General features: G+C 45.7%; 17 protein-coding genes. 13 read left to right on the plus strand and 4 right to left on the minus strand.

The genetic code is table 11. The features are described 5' to 3' along the window. Nucleotides 1-25: 25 nt before the first annotated feature. From FIV04_RS13195 to FIV04_RS13215, 5 genes are all read left to right on the plus strand, one after another. Complete coding sequence (locus tag FIV04_RS13195) at nt 26-784, plus strand: DUF2796 domain-containing protein (RefSeq protein WP_152469352.1); 759 nt, start codon at nt 26-28, stop codon at nt 782-784. A gap of 156 nt (nt 785-940) precedes the next feature. Next, nucleotides 941-1,657, plus strand: a complete 717-nt coding sequence (locus tag FIV04_RS13200) for an ABC transporter ATP-binding protein (RefSeq protein WP_152469353.1) — start codon at nt 941-943, stop codon at nt 1,655-1,657. Beyond that, a complete protein-coding gene (locus FIV04_RS13205; protein ID WP_152469354.1) occupies nt 1,654-2,913 on the plus strand; it encodes an ABC transporter permease in 1,260 nt (419 codons plus the stop codon). Before FIV04_RS13200 ends, FIV04_RS13205 begins: the two co-directional genes overlap by 4 nt. A 15-nt stretch (nt 2,914-2,928) precedes the next feature. Next, the gene (locus FIV04_RS13210) at nt 2,929-3,441 is read left to right on the plus strand and encodes a DUF3299 domain-containing protein (protein WP_032553298.1); all 513 of its coding nucleotides are present in this window, start codon (nt 2,929-2,931) and stop codon (nt 3,439-3,441) included. A 487-nt stretch (nt 3,442-3,928) separates the two neighbouring features. Continuing rightward, nucleotides 3,929-4,840, plus strand: coding sequence for a TIGR03899 family protein (locus FIV04_RS13215; RefSeq protein WP_032553299.1), 912 nt, complete (start codon nt 3,929-3,931; stop codon nt 4,838-4,840). Nucleotides 4,841-4,917: 77 nt separating this feature from the next. On the opposite strand, the gene cysC is transcribed toward FIV04_RS13215, so the two are convergent. The 4 genes from cysC to cysD form a co-directional block, all read right to left on the minus strand. Further along, entirely contained in the window at nt 4,918-5,538 is a 621-nt protein-coding gene (gene cysC, locus FIV04_RS13220) for an adenylyl-sulfate kinase (protein ID WP_032553300.1), read from the minus strand. A 24-nt stretch (nt 5,539-5,562) separates the two neighbouring features. Continuing rightward, nucleotides 5,563-7,287, minus strand: a complete 1,725-nt coding sequence (locus tag FIV04_RS13225) for an SLC13 family permease (RefSeq protein WP_032553301.1) — start codon at nt 7,285-7,287, stop codon at nt 5,563-5,565. A gap of 224 nt (nt 7,288-7,511) precedes the next feature. After that, on the minus strand, nt 7,512-8,939 hold the full coding sequence (gene cysN / locus FIV04_RS13230) for a sulfate adenylyltransferase subunit CysN (protein ID WP_152469355.1): 1,428 nt from the start codon (nt 8,937-8,939) through the stop codon (nt 7,512-7,514). A gap of 18 nt (nt 8,940-8,957) precedes the next feature. After that, nucleotides 8,958-9,866 carry a sulfate adenylyltransferase subunit CysD gene (gene cysD / locus FIV04_RS13235; RefSeq protein ID WP_032553303.1) on the minus strand — a complete coding sequence of 303 codons (909 nt, stop codon included), beginning with the start codon at nt 9,864-9,866 and terminating at the stop codon, nt 8,958-8,960. Nucleotides 9,867-10,304: 438 nt separating this feature from the next. Between cysD and FIV04_RS13240 the strand changes: the two genes are divergently transcribed. From FIV04_RS13240 to FIV04_RS13275, 8 genes are all read left to right on the plus strand, one after another. Beyond that, nucleotides 10,305-12,281, plus strand: coding sequence for a bifunctional 2',3'-cyclic-nucleotide 2'-phosphodiesterase/3'-nucleotidase (locus tag FIV04_RS13240; RefSeq protein ID WP_152469356.1), 1,977 nt, complete (start codon nt 10,305-10,307; stop codon nt 12,279-12,281). 317 nt (nt 12,282-12,598) lie between these two features. After that, complete coding sequence (locus FIV04_RS13245) at nt 12,599-13,186, plus strand: DedA family protein (RefSeq protein ID WP_152469357.1); 588 nt, start codon at nt 12,599-12,601, stop codon at nt 13,184-13,186. Beyond that, nucleotides 13,183-14,316, plus strand: a complete 1,134-nt coding sequence (locus FIV04_RS13250) for an ATP-grasp domain-containing protein (protein WP_152469358.1) — start codon at nt 13,183-13,185, stop codon at nt 14,314-14,316. Before FIV04_RS13245 ends, FIV04_RS13250 begins: the two co-directional genes overlap by 4 nt. A 19-nt stretch (nt 14,317-14,335) precedes the next feature. Beyond that, nucleotides 14,336-14,878: a DinB family protein gene (locus FIV04_RS13255; RefSeq protein ID WP_152469359.1), complete on the plus strand. Its 543-nt coding sequence runs from the start codon at nt 14,336-14,338 to the stop codon at nt 14,876-14,878. A 2-nt stretch (nt 14,879-14,880) separates the two neighbouring features. Next, nucleotides 14,881-15,630, plus strand: coding sequence for an NRDE family protein (locus FIV04_RS13260; protein ID WP_152469360.1), 750 nt, complete (start codon nt 14,881-14,883; stop codon nt 15,628-15,630). Nucleotides 15,631-15,642: 12 nt separating this feature from the next. Then, complete coding sequence (locus FIV04_RS13265) at nt 15,643-16,080, plus strand: YHS domain-containing (seleno)protein (protein WP_152469361.1); 438 nt, start codon at nt 15,643-15,645, stop codon at nt 16,078-16,080. A 10-nt stretch (nt 16,081-16,090) separates the two neighbouring features. Then, nucleotides 16,091-16,534 carry a hypothetical protein gene (locus FIV04_RS13270; RefSeq protein ID WP_152469362.1) on the plus strand — a complete coding sequence of 148 codons (444 nt, stop codon included), beginning with the start codon at nt 16,091-16,093 and terminating at the stop codon, nt 16,532-16,534. Nucleotides 16,535-16,546: 12 nt separating this feature from the next. Next, nucleotides 16,547-18,310 carry a lysophospholipid acyltransferase family protein gene (locus FIV04_RS13275; RefSeq protein ID WP_152469363.1) on the plus strand — a complete coding sequence of 588 codons (1,764 nt, stop codon included), beginning with the start codon at nt 16,547-16,549 and terminating at the stop codon, nt 18,308-18,310. Nucleotides 18,311-18,354 lie beyond the last annotated feature (44 nt).

The following is an 18,354-nucleotide window of genomic DNA, read 5'->3' on the forward strand; positions in this document are numbered from 1 at the left end:
TTATCTTTTTATTTAGGAATACCCAATGAAACCTTCTATTTTAGCCGTTGTTATCGGCATGACAGTATCTGCTACCGCTATCGCTGAGGATCACTTTCGCTCTCATGATGCTCACGTTCACGGAGAGGTTGAAGTCAACATCGCTCAAGACGGCCAAGAGCTTTTGGTTGAAGTAACCGCTCCGGGTGCAGACGTTGTTGGTTTTGAGCACGCGCCGCAAACACCAGAGCAAATAGCGGCACTAGAAAAAGCGACAGCACTACTGAACCAACCGAGCAAGCTATTCGCGTTTGAAGGCGCGGATTGTACGCTAGAGTACAAATCTGTGACTCATACTTTGGGTGAAGATGATCATGAAGGCCATGACCACGACCACGAAGGTCACGACCATGACAAACATGATCATCATGACCACGAAGGTCACGACCATGACAAACATGATCATGATGACCACGAAGGTCACGACCATGACAAGCACGATCATCATGACCACGAAGGCCACGAACATGACAAACACGATCATCATGACCACGAAGGTCACGACCATGACAAACATGATCATGATGACCACGAGGGTCACGACCACGACCATGCTGCAGGTGGCCACGGTGAGTTCACAATCGAATACCACTACCAATGTTCAAACGTGGCTAAGCTAGACACAGTTGAAACACAATGGTTCTCTAACTTTGCCAATACAGAGTCTATTACTGTGAACCTGTTAACGGATCGCGCACAGACTCAACAGAAGCTAACGCCAAACAACACTAGCTTCCGTTTCTAATATTTCATTGATATAGAAACACAACGTACAGCAGCCAAGTGAGCACTTACTTGGCTGTCTTGCTCTCATACAACCAGAGTCGCTCAAATGGTGATTCATAGAGCAATTCCCTAGAATATCGATTTAAGCAAAACCGCTTAGCGAGTAGGAGCTTATATGTCCTTTGACCAATCATCGCTTGTCGTTAAATTGGAAAACGTCAGTTTCCGTTGGAAGCCAGACCTTCCACCAACGCTCGAAATACCCTCTCTTCATATCCATGCCAAAGAGCACCTTTTTATTAAAGGGCCAAGTGGTTGTGGCAAATCGACACTACTAGGGCTGTTAACGGGGATAAATCAAGCACAACAAGGTGAAGTTTCCATCTTGGGTCAAGACCTTAACCAACTATCGCCACGTCAACGCGACAAGTTTAGAGCCGACCATATAGGCTATATCTTCCAACAATTTAACCTACTGCCATACCTATCAGTGACGGACAACGTGACCCTACCTTGTCAGTTTTCCAACATCAGAAAACAGAATGTCACCCAAGGGAATAACGAATTAAAAGCCACGGCTGAAACGCTTCTACAGAGACTGAAACTCCCAGAAGCATTGATGAATAAGCCCGTAACCGAACTCAGCATCGGGCAACAACAGCGGGTAGCGGCCGCAAGAGCTTTAATGGGTCATCCACAAATCATTATTGCCGATGAACCAACATCCGCACTCGACCATGACAACAGAGAAGCCTTCATTGAACTGCTGCTCGAGCAGGCTGACCAAGCCAACTCCACGCTGATCTTTGTGAGTCATGACCCAACGTTAGAAAAGCTGTTCACTCGCAGCATCGACCTCACGACCGTTAACCAAGCGAAGGCTATCGTATGAAAGTAATCACTCACTTAGCGCTCAAAAGTGTGCTCAACCGTAAGGCCACAGCCATTCTTACGATTCTAACCGTAGCGGTTTCCGTAATTCTTCTGCTTGGTGTAGAACGCGTGCGCACAGAGGCAAAAAGCAGCTTCGCCAATACCATATCTGGAACCGACCTGATTGTCGGTGGTCGTTCAGGGCAAGTGAACCTACTGCTCTATTCTGTGTTCAGAATCGGCAACGCAACCAATAACATCGACTGGAAAAGCTACCAAGAGTTCAGCCAACATAAAGCAGTAAAATGGGCGATTCCAATCTCTCTGGGTGACTCGCACAAAGGCTTCCGTGTGATGGGCACCAACCACAGCTACTTTGAGCACTATCGCTATGGAAGTAAGCAACCACTTACTATCCAAGAGGGGCGTGAGTTTAATGAGCTGTTTGATGTGGTGATCGGTGCGGATGTAGCAAAACAACTCGACTATGAGATTGGTGATCAAATCATCCTAGCGCATGGTATTAGTGATGTGGCATTCAGCCGCCACGACAACTTGCCATTTACGATCGTCGGTATCATTGCGCCAACAGGAACACCAGTAGATAAAACGGTGCACGTATCACTCGAGGCTATTGAAGCCATTCACGTTGGTTGGGAATCTGGGGCTAATCTTGGTCATACGCCGGATGCTGAAACACTGAAAACCTACGACTTCCAGCCAAAACAGATCACTGCAATGATGCTGGGTCTGAACTCAAAGATTCAGACATTCGCACTGCAACGCGAAATCAATACCTACCGACAAGAGCCTTTGAGCGCGATCATGCCAGGCATTGCACTGCATGAATTGTGGGGCATGATGTCAGTTGCTGAGCAAGCACTGCTAGTCGTATCTGGCTTTGTCGTTGTGGCAGGTCTACTCGGGATGCTCAGCAGTCTACTGACTAGCTTACAAGAGCGTCGTAGAGAGATGGCTATCCTACGAGCGATGGGCGCGAGACCAAGACACGTATTCGGTTTATTGATCAGTGAAGCCAGTGCGCTTACTTTCCTTGGTATTACGTTAGGCGTCGGATTGCTCTTTGGTTTAATTGCAGTAGTTGCTCCTATCGTGCAACAAAGTTATGGTATCAACATATCAATATCCGCAATCACCCCACATGAGTGGAAACTCATTATGATGGTTCAAATTGCTGGAATTATCATTGGCTTTATTCCCGCATTCCGCGCGTATCGTCAATCACTTGCTGATGGCATGACCATTCGAATTTAATTATAGGAACACATTATGCAACACAAACTCTTGCTGATCCTTGGGTTGCTTCTGTTTCCGTTTGCGACAACCGCATACGCAGAAGCACCATCAACCGAGGAATCAGTCCTTACTTTGGAATGGATAGACCTAATTCCAGAATCGGAACGCGCTCAGCTCGATCCCTTCGGCATGCCAACCGTCGATCACAGCCAAGAGAACCCTCAGCAATCTAAGCTTGGTGCTATCCGTCCAGAGCTGAATGGAAGCAAAGTAAAAATTCCTGGTTTTGTTATCCCTCTAGAAGGGGATGAGAATATGATCACTGAGTTTCTACTGGTGCCATATTTCGGGGCATGTATTCACGTACCGCCACCGCCACCTAACCAAATCATCTATGTGAAATTTCCAAAGGGCGCACCGATCCAACAACTGTGGGATGTTATCTATCTAGTGGGAACACTGAAAACAGAGACCATTACGCACGACTTGGCGCAGACTGGCTATCTTATTGAAGGGGTAGCAATAGAAGAATACGACGATATGTAGGGATATCGTTCTAACGAATATGAAGATGGTAGCTCACTTGGGCTGCCATTTTTTTATAGACAACAATTATAAGCTAGGTTCTATAAGCAACTGGTATTATAACAATTTTCTAACGATGAAATATCGCTAGGTTACGCAATATATTTAGACAGATACGCTAGAATAGCGACATAGCTAACGAGTAATAGCCCAATTGCCAGCTGTTTTTTCAGCTTATTATCATTCACCTGATTCATAACTCCTCCTTGGATTACACAACAAATTTAACATTTTATTATCATCATAAAAAGTAAATTTTGTTTAATCCTTCAACTTTATTCGTAATATTGAAGTTACTCGCCCTTTTCTGAGCCTAAAACAATTTTGACTAGGCGCATCCATCTGAACAAATTTAGTCTCGAAAAATCGACAGCCTCTAGTCACAAGTTCCATAAAGAGTTACATTTTAACCAGTTACATTTCTGTCTTAAGGTTTGTAGGTATCGCTATGTCTGACTCTCAACAGCCCGTGATCATTGAACATGTGAATGACACTGCTCCAAAGCAAGAGAAAAAGCCCCATATTGCCGACAGCGCCAGTCGAATGCTCAATATCGCCCAGAACTTTGGTTTGGATGCATTGCTTAGCCCAGAAAGTAAAACATCTGATAAAGCAGAGAAATCACTGATAGAACGGGCACTGCTGCGAGAGAAAAAGCGCAAAGAGCTGCGTCAGAAAAACCTTGAACAGATCCTAAAACTGGCACATATGTCCTGCAAAGATGAAGCGGCTGGCGATCCTGACCAAGATTGGTTGTATCGGTTCTTCGATATGGCTCAAGAGATCCACAATAGTTCGATGCAGAGACTGTGGGCTCAAGTGTTAAAGAGAGAGGTAACTAACCCGGGCTCGACCTCAATGAAGGCGCTGCAAATCCTGCAAGATATGACCCCTAAAGAGGCGTTAACTCTGCAACGTGCTGCTTCATTAGCGTGTAGCTTTGGCAGTGACAATAGCCGCAAGCTGCTGCTCGGTTTCAAAACCCAGGCGGGCTTATTCAGTTTTGGGAAAAGAACGGGCGCTAGCACCATCAACTTAGGCAGTCATAACCTGCCCTATTCAAGCTTATTGCATCTTATTGAGCTAGGTATTCTGCATGGAACGGAGTTGGAATCGGGAGAGATCGATTTCGATCCTGCACTCAATCTCACCTACCAAGGTAAACAGATGGCAATTACACCGCTCTCAAAAGGAGTGAAGTTGGTCTACTATCGCTTCAGTCCAACGGGTAATGAATTGTGTGTTTTACTCGGAAACAAGCCAAACAGTGCTTACTATGACCAGCTCATTGCTCTGCTCAGTCAGAAGTTTACGGTGCAAGCCGAAGCAAAACCTGGCAGCGTAAATCACACCGTATAAAACAATATAGTCTTATAAAACAAAATAGCCTTGGCGATAACCAAGGCTATATAGTGTTAGTTGCCAATAAGTTAGTGTTAATTAGCAATAATCTTGCGGGCTTCTAACGCTTCAATACACTGTTCAACAAGTTCATCCAATGTCTTATCACCAGCAGGAAGATCGATTTCCGGCGTCTCAGGCGCCTCATACACCGAGCTTATACCAGTGAAATTCGGGATCTCCCCTGCTCGCGCTTTCTTATAAAGCCCTTTAGGGTCACGCTGCTCACACACCTCGATTGGTGTGTTCACATAAACCTCTAAAAACTCGCCATCTGGTAGTAGATTTCGTACCAACTCACGCTCCGCTTTATGAGGAGAGATAAAAGCAGAAAGTACGATGAGGCCTGCATCGGCCATCAGCTTAGCAAGCTCACCAATACGACGAATGTTCTCTCGACGATCTTGCTCAGAAAAGCCCAGATCGCTACACAATCCATGACGAACATTATCGCCATCCAGAAGATAAGTATGGTAACCCAGTTGCGCTAAACGTGTTTCTAACGCGCCAGCAACCGTTGATTTACCTGAACCCGATAACCCCGTAAACCACAATACCGCAGGTTTTTGTGACTTAAGTTGAGAGCGAAACGCTTTATCAACAGAGTGCTCATGCCACACGATATTCTCGTCTTTTGGTTTCACTGCAGTGGTCATAATTAGTCCTTTAAATAAACAGCATTAAAATGGGAAAAAGTAAGGGATTAGCGTGAGAACAAGCCCTGAATAAACTATAGAAATCGGAATGCCGATACGCAGGTAATCTGTCAGGTGGTAGTTGCCCACGCTGTACACTAATAAGTTGGTTTGATAGCCATAAGGGGAGATGAAACTCGCACTCGCTCCAAACAGAACCGCCATAATAAATGGCATAGGATCAACACCATAGCCAACTGCCATGCTGTAGCCGATAGGAAAAGAGAGTGCAGCGGCGGCGTTGTTTGTCACTAGCTCGGTCAAAACTAAGGTCATCAAATAGGTCGCCACCAGCGCACCAAACACACCCCAACCATTAAAAGCTTCAATAAACATCAGCCCCATCTGCTCAGACAAACCTGATGAGATCATCAATTGTGCAATCGACAGCGCTGAACCAACGATCACCACAATATCAACTGGGAAACGACGTCTTAGCTCGTTCAGCTGTACCACTCCAAACGCAACCAACAGTAATAGAAAACCTGCTAACCCTTTGATGATCGGCAGCATGTTGGCCAACGCTAAGCCAATTACAGCGGCAAATCCGAGTAAAACCAAGGCTGATTTATCCGCATCCAGTTTAGCGCTCGAGTCCAAATCATTCATTAACACAAACTCTTTACTGTGTTGCTGACGCTGCTCTTCAAAGCGTTTGCCCGGTACTAGCACTAACGTATCACCCGCCGTTAACGTGATGTTTCCCAACCCACCTTCAAGGCGTTCATGGCCACGGCGAATCGCTACTACTACCGCGTCAAAACGGTCTCTAAACTGGCTGGTTTTCAATGTCTTATTGCACACACTCGCCGATGAACTTACCACTACTTCAACAAAGTTCTGACCATTAAGGTGATGTTGTCCAAACAGTGTTAGTCCTTGGATCTCTTGCAGAGTTGCAACACTCTCGACATCGCCACAAAACAAAAGGCGATCGCGTGCTTGTAGCACGAAGTCTGGGTCAATTGAAGCCGTTGTCTTACCATCACGAATCACTTCCGCAAGAAACAGCTTACGAAGTGCTCTAAGGTTATTTTCACTTACGCTACGTCCCACCAGCGGTGAACCGGGTTCAACGCGAGCCTCCAAGAAATAAGGCAGTTCATCTTGTGAGCCATCATCGTAACTAGGCAGGAAGTAACTCAGTGGGATCAAGATCAACACACCACCGACCAATACCGCCAAACCGATCAACGTCGGCGTAAAGAAGTTCAAACTCGGTAAGCCTGCATCTTCAACAAAACTGTTGATGATCAAGTTGGTTGAGGTGCCGATCAATGTCAGGGTTCCACCCAAAATCGCAGCGTACGATAGTGGAATCAGTAACTTAGAAGGAGCATGTTGTTGATTGCGTTTGATCGCACCGATCAACGACACGACAACAGCAGTATTATTAGTAAAAGAAGAAAGTAGCGCTGTGGAAACACCCAACTTTGCCACCACTGTACCAAGCCGACCTTCTGAAATGTTTCGGCTCACCCAGCTGATTAAGCGAGTTTTCTCCAACGCACTTGAAGCGAGAATTAGCAACACTAAAGTGAGTAGTGAAGAGTTAGTGAAGTTGCCTGCCAGACTGGATACATCAATCATTCCAGCCATAAACGCAATAAAAGCTGCACCAGCAAAAATAAAGCTCGGCTTAATACGCGTCGTTAGAAGGCAAGTTACGATGCCAAGCAATAGCGCTAATACAAATCCTTGTTGCCACATATACCTGTCCTTGGATAGCGAGAGCCGAAGCTCCCGCCTATTGCTTTACATCGAAACTTGATACCAATCGTAGTAAATAACTGCTCGCCCTAGCTTGTTAAAATGCTCGATAACTGCGTTAGAATTTTTGATTGTAGAATAACTACTTATCGAAAAATCCTGCCTTGTTCTCAAGCCTTTTTTCTGCGTTATTACTGATCATTTATTTACTGTGATTGGTATGATTACTTAAGTAATTGACTGATATCTTTGGCATCCCAGTGTGGGAAGTGCTTACGAACCAGAGCATTGAACTCGATTTCAAACGCTGAGAAGTCACCGACTTTTTGCTCAACAGAATCTAAACGTTCACGGATTAGACCTGCACCAACAGTGACGTTGGTTAGGCGGTCAATCACGATAAAGCCACCGGTATCCGCACTATCACGGTATTTATCCAGTGCCACGGTCTCGTTCAGTGACCACTCACACAGACCGATACCATTGAGAGGCAGCTCTGATGCTTCATGAGTCGCAAGATTGTTGATGTCATATTGATGACGAACAGCCGTCACTTGACCTACAGTCTTCTTGCCAGCGATTTTGATATCGTACTCACGACCCGGTTGCAGAGCTTGCTCCGTCATCCATACCACGTCCGCCAGAATGTGATTGGTAGATGCGACTTCAGCATTCCCAAGCACAATCAAGTCACCACGACTGATGTCGATTTCGTCTTCAAGCGTCAAAGTCACAGCAAGACCTGCCTGCGCCGACTCTAGATCGCCATCAAAAGTAACAATGCGTGCCACTTTCGAGGTTTTACCTGAAGGAAGTGCCTTGATTTCATCACCGACTTTTACGCTGCCAGAAGCAATCGTGCCGGCAAAACCGCGGAAATCTAGGTTTGGACGGTTCACGTATTGAACAGGGAAGCGGAACTCGCCTGCTGAGCGTTTCTGATCGATATCAACGTTCTCAAGCACTTCAAGTAACGATGGACCTTCAAACCAAGCCAGCTCTTTACTCGCCGCTGCAACGTTGGCACCTTCTAGCGCTGAAACCGGTAGGATCTGAATGTTAGTTTCACCCTCTAGATTTTCCGCAAACTCTAAGTATTCATCGCGAATCTCTTCAAAGCGATCTTGTGAATATTCCACGAGATCCATTTTGTTAACCGCAACCACAAAGTGCTTCAAACCCAGTAGGTTAGAGATGAACGAGTGACGACGAGTTTGATCGAGTACGCCTTTACGCGCATCAATCAAGATCACCGCAAGATCACAAGTCGAGGCACCGGTTGCCATGTTACGCGTGTACTGCTCATGCCCCGGAGTATCAGCAATAATGAACTTACGTTTTTGAGTCGAGAAGTAACGGTACGCCACATCAATGGTGATGCCTTGCTCACGCTCAGCTTGCAGGCCATCAACAAGTAGCGCTAAGTCTGGCTTCTCACCTGTTGTACCTACACGTTGGCTATCGTTATGAACCGCTGCTAGTTGATCTTCATAGATCTGCTGGGTGTCATGGAGCAAGCGACCGATCAAAGTGCTCTTACCATCATCAACCGAACCACAGGTTAGGAATCTAAGCATCGATTTATGTTGGTGCTGACTTAGGTAACCTTCGATCCCAAGTTCAGCCAATTCAGCTTCTACTGCACTATTCATTTTTCTTTCCTTAGATCCTTAGAAATAACCTTGACGCTTTTTCAGTTCCATTGAGCCTGATTGGTCGTGGTCGATCGCTCGCCCTTGACGCTCACTGGATGTCGCCACCAGCATCTCTTCAATGATGCCTGTTAATGTATTAGCTTCAGATTCAATTGCCCCTGTCAGTGGGTAGCAACCGAGAGTACGGAAACGCACACTCTTCTCTTCAATCACCTCACCTTCTTGCAGCTCCATGCGGTCGTCATCAACCATAATCAGCATGCCATCACGCTCAACAACTGGACGCTTCTCTGAAAGGTAAAGCGGTACAATCTCGATATTTTCTAGGTAGATGTATTGCCAGATATCCAGTTCAGTCCAGTTTGAAAGCGGGAATACACGAATGCTCTCGCCTTTGTTTACCTGACCGTTGTAGGTTTTCCATAGCTCTGGACGTTGGTTTTTTGGATCCCATGTATGGTTCTTGTCACGGAAAGAGTAAACACGCTCCTTCGCACGCGACTTCTCTTCGTCACGACGAGCACCACCAAAGGCAGCATCAAAACCGTACTTGTTTAACGCCTGCTTCAAACCCTGAGTCTTCATGATATCGGTATGCTTTGATGAGCCGTGTACAAACGGGCTACAACCCATTGCTAAACCTTCAGGGTTCTTGTGAACCAAAAGATCGAAGCCGTACTTCTCAGCAGTGCGATCACGAAACTCAATCATTTCACGGAATTTCCAATCGGTATCCACGTGTAGAAGAGGGAAAGGGATTTTGCCCGGATAAAACGCTTTGCGAGCTAGGTGAAGCATCACAGAAGAGTCTTTACCGATGGAGTACATCATCACTGGGTTATCAAACTCAGCCGCTACTTCACGGATAATATGTATACTCTCCGCTTCAAGCTGTTTTAGGTGGGTTAAACGTTCTTGGTCCATTTCAGTGCTTCCTTTAAGGCTCGTATCACGAGCGATGCAATACTTGGTTCAACCAAGCATGGGAGTTAACTCATTCACCGTGATGTGAATTGGCGTATTGGATAACAACACAAATTCTTTGCGATGCATTTAAGCCCAATGCGCCCTCAATGAAAGCATTATGACGAGCCTCTCATATTACTGGAAATTCTAAAATTTCATTTTTTATTCGAAAAGCTGATAAGGAATAGTTGTAACATTTATTCCCTATAAAAATGAATGGACTACCTTTAATAAACGCTTGTTGTGTATGGTTTGAGCGGTTTGGGATAAGGGTGGCAGAACAGCATAAAGTAATAAGATCCATGTCACGAATTAACACATGTTGTACTCATTGTTTCATCCCACTTTGTTACATTACGCAACAAATTCTTCCCCATCCAATCTTGGAGCTCCATAATGAAAGTTGCAATGAAACCTTTATCGCTAGCGGTATTGGCTGGACTAGGTCTTACTCTAGCTGGCTGTACAACAACCCCAGACACAGATGAAGTAATCAAGCTGCGCGTCGTAGAAACGACTGACATTCATACTAACTTAATGGATTACGACTACTACAAAGACAAGCCATCGCAAAAGATCGGTTTAGCGCGTACTGCAACTCTTGTAAAAGAAGCTCAAAGCGAAGTAACAAACAGCATTCTTGTTGATAACGGTGACTTGCTGCAAGGTAGCCCTATGGGTGACTACATGGCAGACAAAGGCATCGTTGCAGGTGAAGTTCACCCTGCATACAAAGCAATGAACCAGCTAGATTACGATGCAGCAAACATCGGTAACCACGAATTCAACTACGGCCTTGAGTTCCTAGAAGAGTCAATCAACGACGCGGATTTCCCATACATCAGCGCTAACGTTTACGACGCGGAAACGAAAGAGCACTACTTCACACCATACATTATCAAAACGCACAAATTTGCAGATACTGCAGGCGTAGAACATGAAGTAAAAGTGGGTTACATCGGTTTTGTTCCACCACAAATCATGACTTGGGATAAGAAGAACCTTGAAGGCAAAGTTATCGCTCGCGACATCCTAGAGACGGCGAATGAACTGGTTCCTCAAATGAAGGCTGAAGGCGCAGAAGTTATCGTTGCGATCCCTCACTCTGGCGTTTCTCAAGACCCATACAAAGCAGGCGAAGAGAACTCAACGCTTTACCTATCTGAAGTAGAAGGCATCGATGCGATTGCATTTGGTCACTCTCACGCAGTATTCCCAGGCAAAGGTTTTGACAACATCCAAGGTGTTGATAACCAAGCGGGCACAATGAACGGTGTTGCTGCGGTTATGCCAGGTCGTTGGGGTAGCCACGTAGGTATTATGGACCTAACGTTGGCACAGAAAGACGGCAAATGGGAAGTAGTAAAAGGTCAATCTGAAGCGCGTCCTATCTACGACAAAGTAGAGAAGAAATCACTGGCTGCAGCTGATGAAGGCATCGTAACGGCACTAGAAAAAGATCACGCGGGTACTCGTGACTTTGTAAACCAACCAATTGGCCAAGCTGATGACGTGATGTACAGCTTCCTATCACTGGTACAAGACGATCCTACGGTTCAAATCGTTAACCTTGCACAGAAAGATTACGTTGAGCGCTTTATTCAAGGCGACCCAGATCTAGACGGTACACCGGTACTTTCTGCAGCGGCACCATTTAAAGCGGGCGGTCGTAAGAATGACCCAGCAAACTTCACTGAAGTAGAAGCTGGTCAACTGACTTTCCGTAACGCAGCAGATCTATACCTATACCCTAACACGCTTGTTGCGATGAAGGTAAAAGGTAAAGAAGTGAAAGAGTGGCTAGAGTGTTCTGCAGGTCAGTTCAACCAAATCGACGCTAACTCTACGGCTCCACAATCATTGATCGAGTGGGATAACTTCCGTACTTACAACTTTGATGTTATCGATGGTGTGAACTACCAAATCGATGTGACACAACCTGCGAAATACGACGCGAACTGTAAAGTGGTTAACCCAGAATCTGAGCGTATCGTAGGCCTGACTTACCAAGGTCAGCCAATTGATATGGAACAAGATTTCTTGATTGCAACCAACAACTACCGTGCATACAGCGCGAAGTTCCCGGGCACAGGTGTTGAGTACATCGCTTTTGATGCACCAGACGAAAACCGTACTGTTCTAGCAAACTACATCTCTCGCGTGAGCAAAGAGCAAGGTAAAGTTAGCCCAGCAGCGGACAACAACTGGTCTTTCGCTCCTATCGAAACGAGCAAGAAGCTAGACATCCGTTTTGAAACATCGCCAAGTAAGAAAGCAGCACAGTTCATCAAAGAAAAGGGTCAATACCCAATGAAACGCGTTGCGACTGATGATGTTGGCTTCGGTGTTTACCAAATCGACCTAACTAAATAAGATTTTTCAATAATCTTTAGTTAATGTTTCAAAAGGCTGAATTTAACGATTCAGCCTTTTTTCATATTGGTAAATCGTCCCTGTAAAAGTCTTTATTTTTCTGTACCTTAATCATCAATAGCGTTTAATTTCAAGCAAGTCCCTCACCCCATAAATTCACAATCCCCTACCCCATTTCAACGCTCTAGCGCGCGCAGTAAGCACAAAAATCCCACAACTCACTGCAAGTTTTTATCCACTGCCCGTGTCTATTTCATTTACTACACTCAATGAGTGGTCGATAAGCCATTCATCTATAGGATAGATAGGGACATTTGATGGGCACCGTCGAAAGCATTCAAACATGGTTAAATTCAGGAGAAGAGTCGCTGCTATGGCTAATGCTCGGCATTATTGCGCTCTCTTATCTGCTTGAAGATTTAGCGATTGTGTCTGCGGCAGGGTTAGCGACTCAAGGTCTCATTCCACCACAATATGCTCTACTTGCCATTTTCATCGGTATCGCAACCGGTGACTTAGGGCTTTACTACCTCGGTAAGTCAGGGCGTTACTTTAGAGGTGTTCGTTATAAAGCGCTGACCAATCGATACTTTCGTACACTTAGGACCAAACTACGCCACAACGCATTCAGTAGTCTTTTTATCATCCGCTTTGTTCCAGGGTTGCGCACAGTTGGTTTTACCTTGAGCGGTTTTTTCGTCATCCCTCTTCCTACTTTCTTATTCGCCGTGATTAGTGCGACTGCGCTCTGGACTGGCATTGTCTTCTCGACCATCTACTATTTAGGGACGTCAGCGTGGCTGCAAACCTCTGAATATCAATGGATCGTTATCCCGTGTGCTATCGCATTGTTGTTTATCAGCAATCGGTTAATGAATAAAACCTACTCTAGAGGATTATCATGAGTTCACCGCAAGATATTCACGTCATTCCAGCACATCAAATCAATGCTGGTATGCCTTTACTCGAAAAAGATACCGTGCGTAGCGTGTCTCCCTATGAGTTTCTCCCTGCTTGGTTTTTCTACACGCCAGTGGTAGCACAGAGCTTGATGCAAGGCTTACGGCATTTTGACTGGGCGCTGCCGCTCATTGCTAATCCAAGCATTAAGCTTAGTGGCATGGTGGGAGAGTCAAAACACGATATCTTGAGCCTTGCTGGATCATCCAGTCAGCGCTGGATCTCGCCTTTTATCACACTGACCAAAACCGATCTCAGTACCAAAGTACAAACCGAGGATGCTCGTCGTATTTTGATCCAATCAAGCCTTAATTTCCCCGTCGTTGCTAAACCAGATCTTGGCTGTCGAGGTGCTGGCGTGAAGCTGATCAACACCCAAGATCAACTCGAAGAATACATATCATCCTTTCCTCAAGGTGCTCGTTTTCTACTGCAGGAAAAAGCGCCTTATCAAGCGGAAGCTGGGCTTTTTTACGTCCGTTATCCAAACCGTCGTCAAGGTGAGATCATCTCAATCACTCTCAAGTACGCACCTATGGTGACGGGTGATGGCACCTCTACACTCAAGCAGTTAATTGAAAACGATCCAAGAGCCGGACAGCTTAGTCACCTTTATCTGCCAAGACATCAAGATAAGTTGGAGCATGTGCTTGCAGAGGGTGAAGAGTTTCAACTGGCGTTCGCAGGCAGTCATAGCCGTGGCTCTATTTTTAGAGACGGCAATCAATACATCACCAAAGCGCTAACTGAGCGTCTCGATGAGATATTTAACGACTTCGATGGCTTCCACTACGGACGATTGGACGTCAAGTTCAGAGACATACATAGCCTGATGCAGGGCGAAGATTTTACGATTCTTGAGGTCAATGGCGCGAGCAGTGAAGCGGCACATATCTGGGATCGAAACACCCCACTAAGAGAGATATTTTCTACGCTACTCCAACAATATCGCATTCTTTTTGATATCGGTGCTCAGCAGAAACAGCGAGGCCACAAGCCGCCTTCATTTAAAAGTTTATTTGCGGCGTGGCAAGAAGAGCGACGCTTAGTTCAACAATATCCGACCACCGATTAACTCTATACGAGGATCATGAATGAACCCGATAGCCCAACCTAACGCCTTCACTTCTGTGTCTCCTAGTATTCAAGGAGCCGTTGAAATATTGAATCAAGGTCGAGACTTTTTGTTAGCCATTTCCGATAGTGACTACCTAACGCGTGCCAAGCCGCACGTCTCTAGTTCGATTGGTGAGCACACTCGTCACACACTCGATCTTTTTCATGCTCTGATTTTAAAAGAGAACGCGATCATTGATTACAACACCCGTCGTCGTGGTCATCCAGTCGAGTTCGATCGTTCGATTGCCTTAAAAGAGATCCAATATGTGATCAACTGGCTAGAGCGATTAGACCATGATGATCTCCAAGCACCGATTACGATCCAAACCGAGGTCTCAATGGATGCTCAGGTATTCGCAAATCTGCCATCGACACTCGAGCGAGAGATCACTTTTGCAGCGCTGCACGCCAATCATCACTACGCCATGATCAAGGTGATCACCACTTTTCTCGATGTCGAGACCTGCAACACCTTTGGCTATGCGCCAACCACCAGCAGCTACCTGAGGAAGCAATAATCATGTGTTCAGTATCTTGGCTGCTTGAAGAAAATGGCTATCAGGTCTTTTTTAATCGTGATGAACAGAAAACACGAGCGTTAGCGATGCCGCCTAAACAGTATCAAGTGAATGGTGTCGATATGATCATGCCGCTCGATCCTACTGGTGGAGGAAGCTGGATCAGCATCAACGAGTTCGGTCTTTCACTGTGCCTACTTAATAACTACCAAGGCATTGTGCCAGATGGTCCATTGATTAGCCGTGGCTTACTGCTCAAGAATATGTCGTTAAGCCGAAATATCGCACAGCTCACCGAGGCATTTTATCGTTTAGAGCTAAGCTCTTTTGCACCATTTACTCTACTGGCTTTCGCTCCCAATTTGACGCAACACAACGGCGTGGTCGTCGCTTATAAGTGGGATGGAGTTCAGCAAAATATTGTTGAAACTGATTCACCACTATTCTCATCGGGAGTCGATTTGGCAAGAGTACAAGCCCACCGACAAGCAAAATACGACCAACTTATCTCTACGGGTAAAAACCAGCAAAACTTGCTGATGTTTCACTCTCATCATCACAGTGAACAACCCCATTTAGGTACCTGTATGCATCGCTCAGATGCTCACACAGTCAGCTTCACCCATTTACGTAATCGACATGGCCAAGCTTCAATGTTCTATGCACCGGGCGCTCCCTGTGAGCCGATAAAACCAGAACAGATAAATCAGCAACGCTTTACCTTCGATTTTGCCCCAGCAATCAACTTATAGATGGAGTCTATTATGAGAAAACTACTCACGATGATCATGCTACTTGTTAGCCCTTATGTATTTGCCGCCGATGAAATCTATACCGGCTTTTTCAGTAATAAAGCACTCGATGGCTACGATACGGTCGCTTATTTCACTTCCGGTAAGCCCGTTGAAGGCAGCAAGAAATTCAGCACTGAATACAAAGGCGCGGATTGGTACTTCTCTTCTGAAAAGAATCTGACTTTATTTGTTAATAATCCTGAAAAGTATGCACCTCAGTATGGTGGTTATTGCGCATGGGCCGTCTCTGCCAAAAACGACTTTGCACCTGGCGATCCACAGTATTGGACCATAGTTGATGACAAACTTTACCTTAACTACGACCAAGAGATTCAAGAGACTTGGGAGCAAGACCGTGCACAACACATTCAACAAGCCGATAAAGCTTGGCCGCAGCTGATCAAATAAGGGGATAACCATGACATTCAGCCCTGCTAAACATCTTCCTGCTGCATTTATCGCTTTCGTCTTCGTGCAGTCGTTATTTTTTAAGTTTACCGGCTCTTACGAGACAGACCACATCTTCGGCACGTTAGCGACATGGTCTGGCTTAAGTTGGTTTGGTACCTATGGCGGCTACATCATCGGTATCGCTGAATTGATTGCCGCAATTTTGCTGTTTACACGTTGGCACGGACTTGGCGCGATTATGAGTGTCGGCATCATGAGTGGTGCGATTTTCTTCCACTTGTTTACCCCGTTAGGTATTCCAATGCCTGAATTTAATGCTGCGGGAGAAATTGTCGGAGATGACGGTGGATTGCTGTTTGGTATGGCATGCCTAGTGTGGCTATGCGGTGCGTTTTTGAGTTTGAAAGATTTCAAGAATCAAGATGGTTTCTTATACAACTTTAGTCAATAAGGTAGCTACATTATGATTGATAGTCCTTTTCGTTTACCACGTTACACGCCTTTTGGTCTGGGTGAGTCTGTTGTCGAGTGGGCAACTGGGCTATCTAAGCTCGACCGACTCTATCAAGAAAGACAAAACGAGTTATCTAGCTTTGAGTTCATGAATTACACCCTTTCGGCGCTCAACATCGACTACTCCATTGCATCGGGAAGCACGGAAAACATCCCAAAAGAAGGTCCGGTCGTGATTGTCGCGAACCACCCACTTGGTGCGATTGAAGGGGTGATCCTTGCTGATCTCGTAGGATCGGTAAGGAAGGATGTAAAAGTGCTGGCTAACGAGCTGCTTAAGCGACTGCCTGAATTGGATGATCTTTTCATTGGTGTCGATGTCTTCAATGGTAAAGAGTCAAAGCGTACTAATGCCAAGGCGATTAGAGATGCCAATCGTCACCTATCTGATGGTGGGTTACTGATTGTGTTCCCTGCAGGCGAAGTGTCCAGTTATCGCAAAGGGGCTAAAACACTCACCGATATTGAATGGAGCAAGTCGGTGGCTAAATTTGTTAAGCGCCATCAAGCGACAACCGTGCCTATCTTCATCAATGGTAAAAACAGCGAGCTTTTCTACCAAGCCGGTCGTGTGCATCCACTATTAAGAACCGCTCTACTTGGCCGTGAGCTTCTTAATAAGCAAGCGACAACTATCTCGATCTCAATTGGCGCTTCGATCCCTTATTCAGAGATAAAATCGTTTGAGCAAGAGATGGATATCGTCAACTATCTAAGACTCAACACCTACCTAATGAGTCAACAAGAGAGGGCAGAGAATACAACCCAAGCACCTTCTTTTGACACTCAGGTTATAGCGCCGATGCCACCCGAAGTATTGGCGATAGAGGTGGGCTCACTCCCTGCTGAGATGAAGCTTCTTGAGCAAGGAGAGTTTGAGGTCTACTGTACACCAAGCCAATCTATTCCAAACCTGATGCGTGAAATTGGCCGAGTCAGAGAAGAGAGCTTTCGCGAAGTAGGCGAAGGCAGCGGGCTTGCCTGTGATTTGGATGAGTATGACCTTTATTATCATCAACTGTTTGTATGGAACAAAGCGAAGTCGGAGCTTGTTGGGGCCTATCGCTTGGGCATGGTTGATAAACTGATCGCAGAGCATGGGCTTGATAAGCTCTACTCCCGCAGTTTGTTCAACTACAATCAAGAGTTCATCGATACCCTAGAAAACAGCGTTGAACTTGGGCGTTCAGTAGTGAGTAAGCCATATCAGAAGAGCCTTAACTCACTGTTGCTGCTATGGAAAGGTATCGCAACCTTTGTATCTCGCAATCCACAATATACGCACCTCTTTGGTCCTGTCAGCATCAGTAATGATTACAGTCATAACGCACGACTGCTGATCGCCACGACCTTGTCGATTCACCATTACGATGAAGAGAAGGCTAACCTAGTTTCACCATCATCACCTCTGAACAGCAGCAATCATGTGTTCTGGCAAAACCATCTGCTCTCTTCTCTGGCGAGTGTACCGCTACTGTCTAAAGTACTGGCGCGCATGGAACAAGGAAAAGGCTTGCCTGTATTGCTTCGCCAATACCTAGGAATGAATGGTAAGCTGGTCTGCTTTAACGTTGACCCATCTTTTAACGACGCCTTGGATGGTTTGATTGTCGTTAACCTTAAGAAGGTCCCAGTGAAGACTCTGGGTAAATACATGGGCAGAGAACAGGCTCAAGATTACTTAGATCGTCATAATCACTCACAAACCCATTAACTCGACCTAAGCTAGCGCTATACCTAGGCCATAGAAAGTGCGAT

Source organism: Vibrio sp. THAF190c (genome assembly GCF_009363355.1).
In the GTDB taxonomy this organism is placed as follows: Bacteria; Pseudomonadota; Gammaproteobacteria; order Enterobacterales; family Vibrionaceae; genus Vibrio; species Vibrio fortis_A.

Excerpts from the sequence above, each read along its gene's own strand:
- FIV04_RS13195 (WP_152469352.1), top strand. The coding sequence starts at position 26 with ATGAAACCTTCTATTTTAGCCGTTGTTATCGGCATGACAGTATCTGCT.
- FIV04_RS13200 (WP_152469353.1), top strand. The coding sequence starts at position 941 with ATGTCCTTTGACCAATCATCGCTTGTCGTTAAATTGGAAAACGTCAGT.
- FIV04_RS13205 (WP_152469354.1), top strand. The coding sequence starts at position 1,654 with ATGAAAGTAATCACTCACTTAGCGCTCAAAAGTGTGCTCAACCGTAAG.
- FIV04_RS13210 (WP_032553298.1), top strand. The coding sequence starts at position 2,929 with ATGCAACACAAACTCTTGCTGATCCTTGGGTTGCTTCTGTTTCCGTTT.
- FIV04_RS13215 (WP_032553299.1), top strand. The coding sequence starts at position 3,929 with ATGTCTGACTCTCAACAGCCCGTGATCATTGAACATGTGAATGACACT.
- cysC (WP_032553300.1), bottom strand. The coding sequence starts at position 5,538 with ATGACCACTGCAGTGAAACCAAAAGACGAGAATATCGTGTGGCATGAG.
- FIV04_RS13225 (WP_032553301.1), bottom strand. The coding sequence starts at position 7,287 with ATGTGGCAACAAGGATTTGTATTAGCGCTATTGCTTGGCATCGTAACT.
- cysN (WP_152469355.1), bottom strand. The coding sequence starts at position 8,939 with ATGAATAGTGCAGTAGAAGCTGAATTGGCTGAACTTGGGATCGAAGGT.
- cysD (WP_032553303.1), bottom strand. The coding sequence starts at position 9,866 with ATGGACCAAGAACGTTTAACCCACCTAAAACAGCTTGAAGCGGAGAGT.
- FIV04_RS13240 (WP_152469356.1), top strand. The coding sequence starts at position 10,305 with ATGAAAGTTGCAATGAAACCTTTATCGCTAGCGGTATTGGCTGGACTA.
- FIV04_RS13245 (WP_152469357.1), top strand. The coding sequence starts at position 12,599 with ATGGGCACCGTCGAAAGCATTCAAACATGGTTAAATTCAGGAGAAGAG.
- FIV04_RS13250 (WP_152469358.1), top strand. The coding sequence starts at position 13,183 with ATGAGTTCACCGCAAGATATTCACGTCATTCCAGCACATCAAATCAAT.
- FIV04_RS13255 (WP_152469359.1), top strand. The coding sequence starts at position 14,336 with ATGAACCCGATAGCCCAACCTAACGCCTTCACTTCTGTGTCTCCTAGT.
- FIV04_RS13260 (WP_152469360.1), top strand. The coding sequence starts at position 14,881 with ATGTGTTCAGTATCTTGGCTGCTTGAAGAAAATGGCTATCAGGTCTTT.
- FIV04_RS13265 (WP_152469361.1), top strand. The coding sequence starts at position 15,643 with ATGAGAAAACTACTCACGATGATCATGCTACTTGTTAGCCCTTATGTA.
- FIV04_RS13270 (WP_152469362.1), top strand. The coding sequence starts at position 16,091 with ATGACATTCAGCCCTGCTAAACATCTTCCTGCTGCATTTATCGCTTTC.
- FIV04_RS13275 (WP_152469363.1), top strand. The coding sequence starts at position 16,547 with ATGATTGATAGTCCTTTTCGTTTACCACGTTACACGCCTTTTGGTCTG.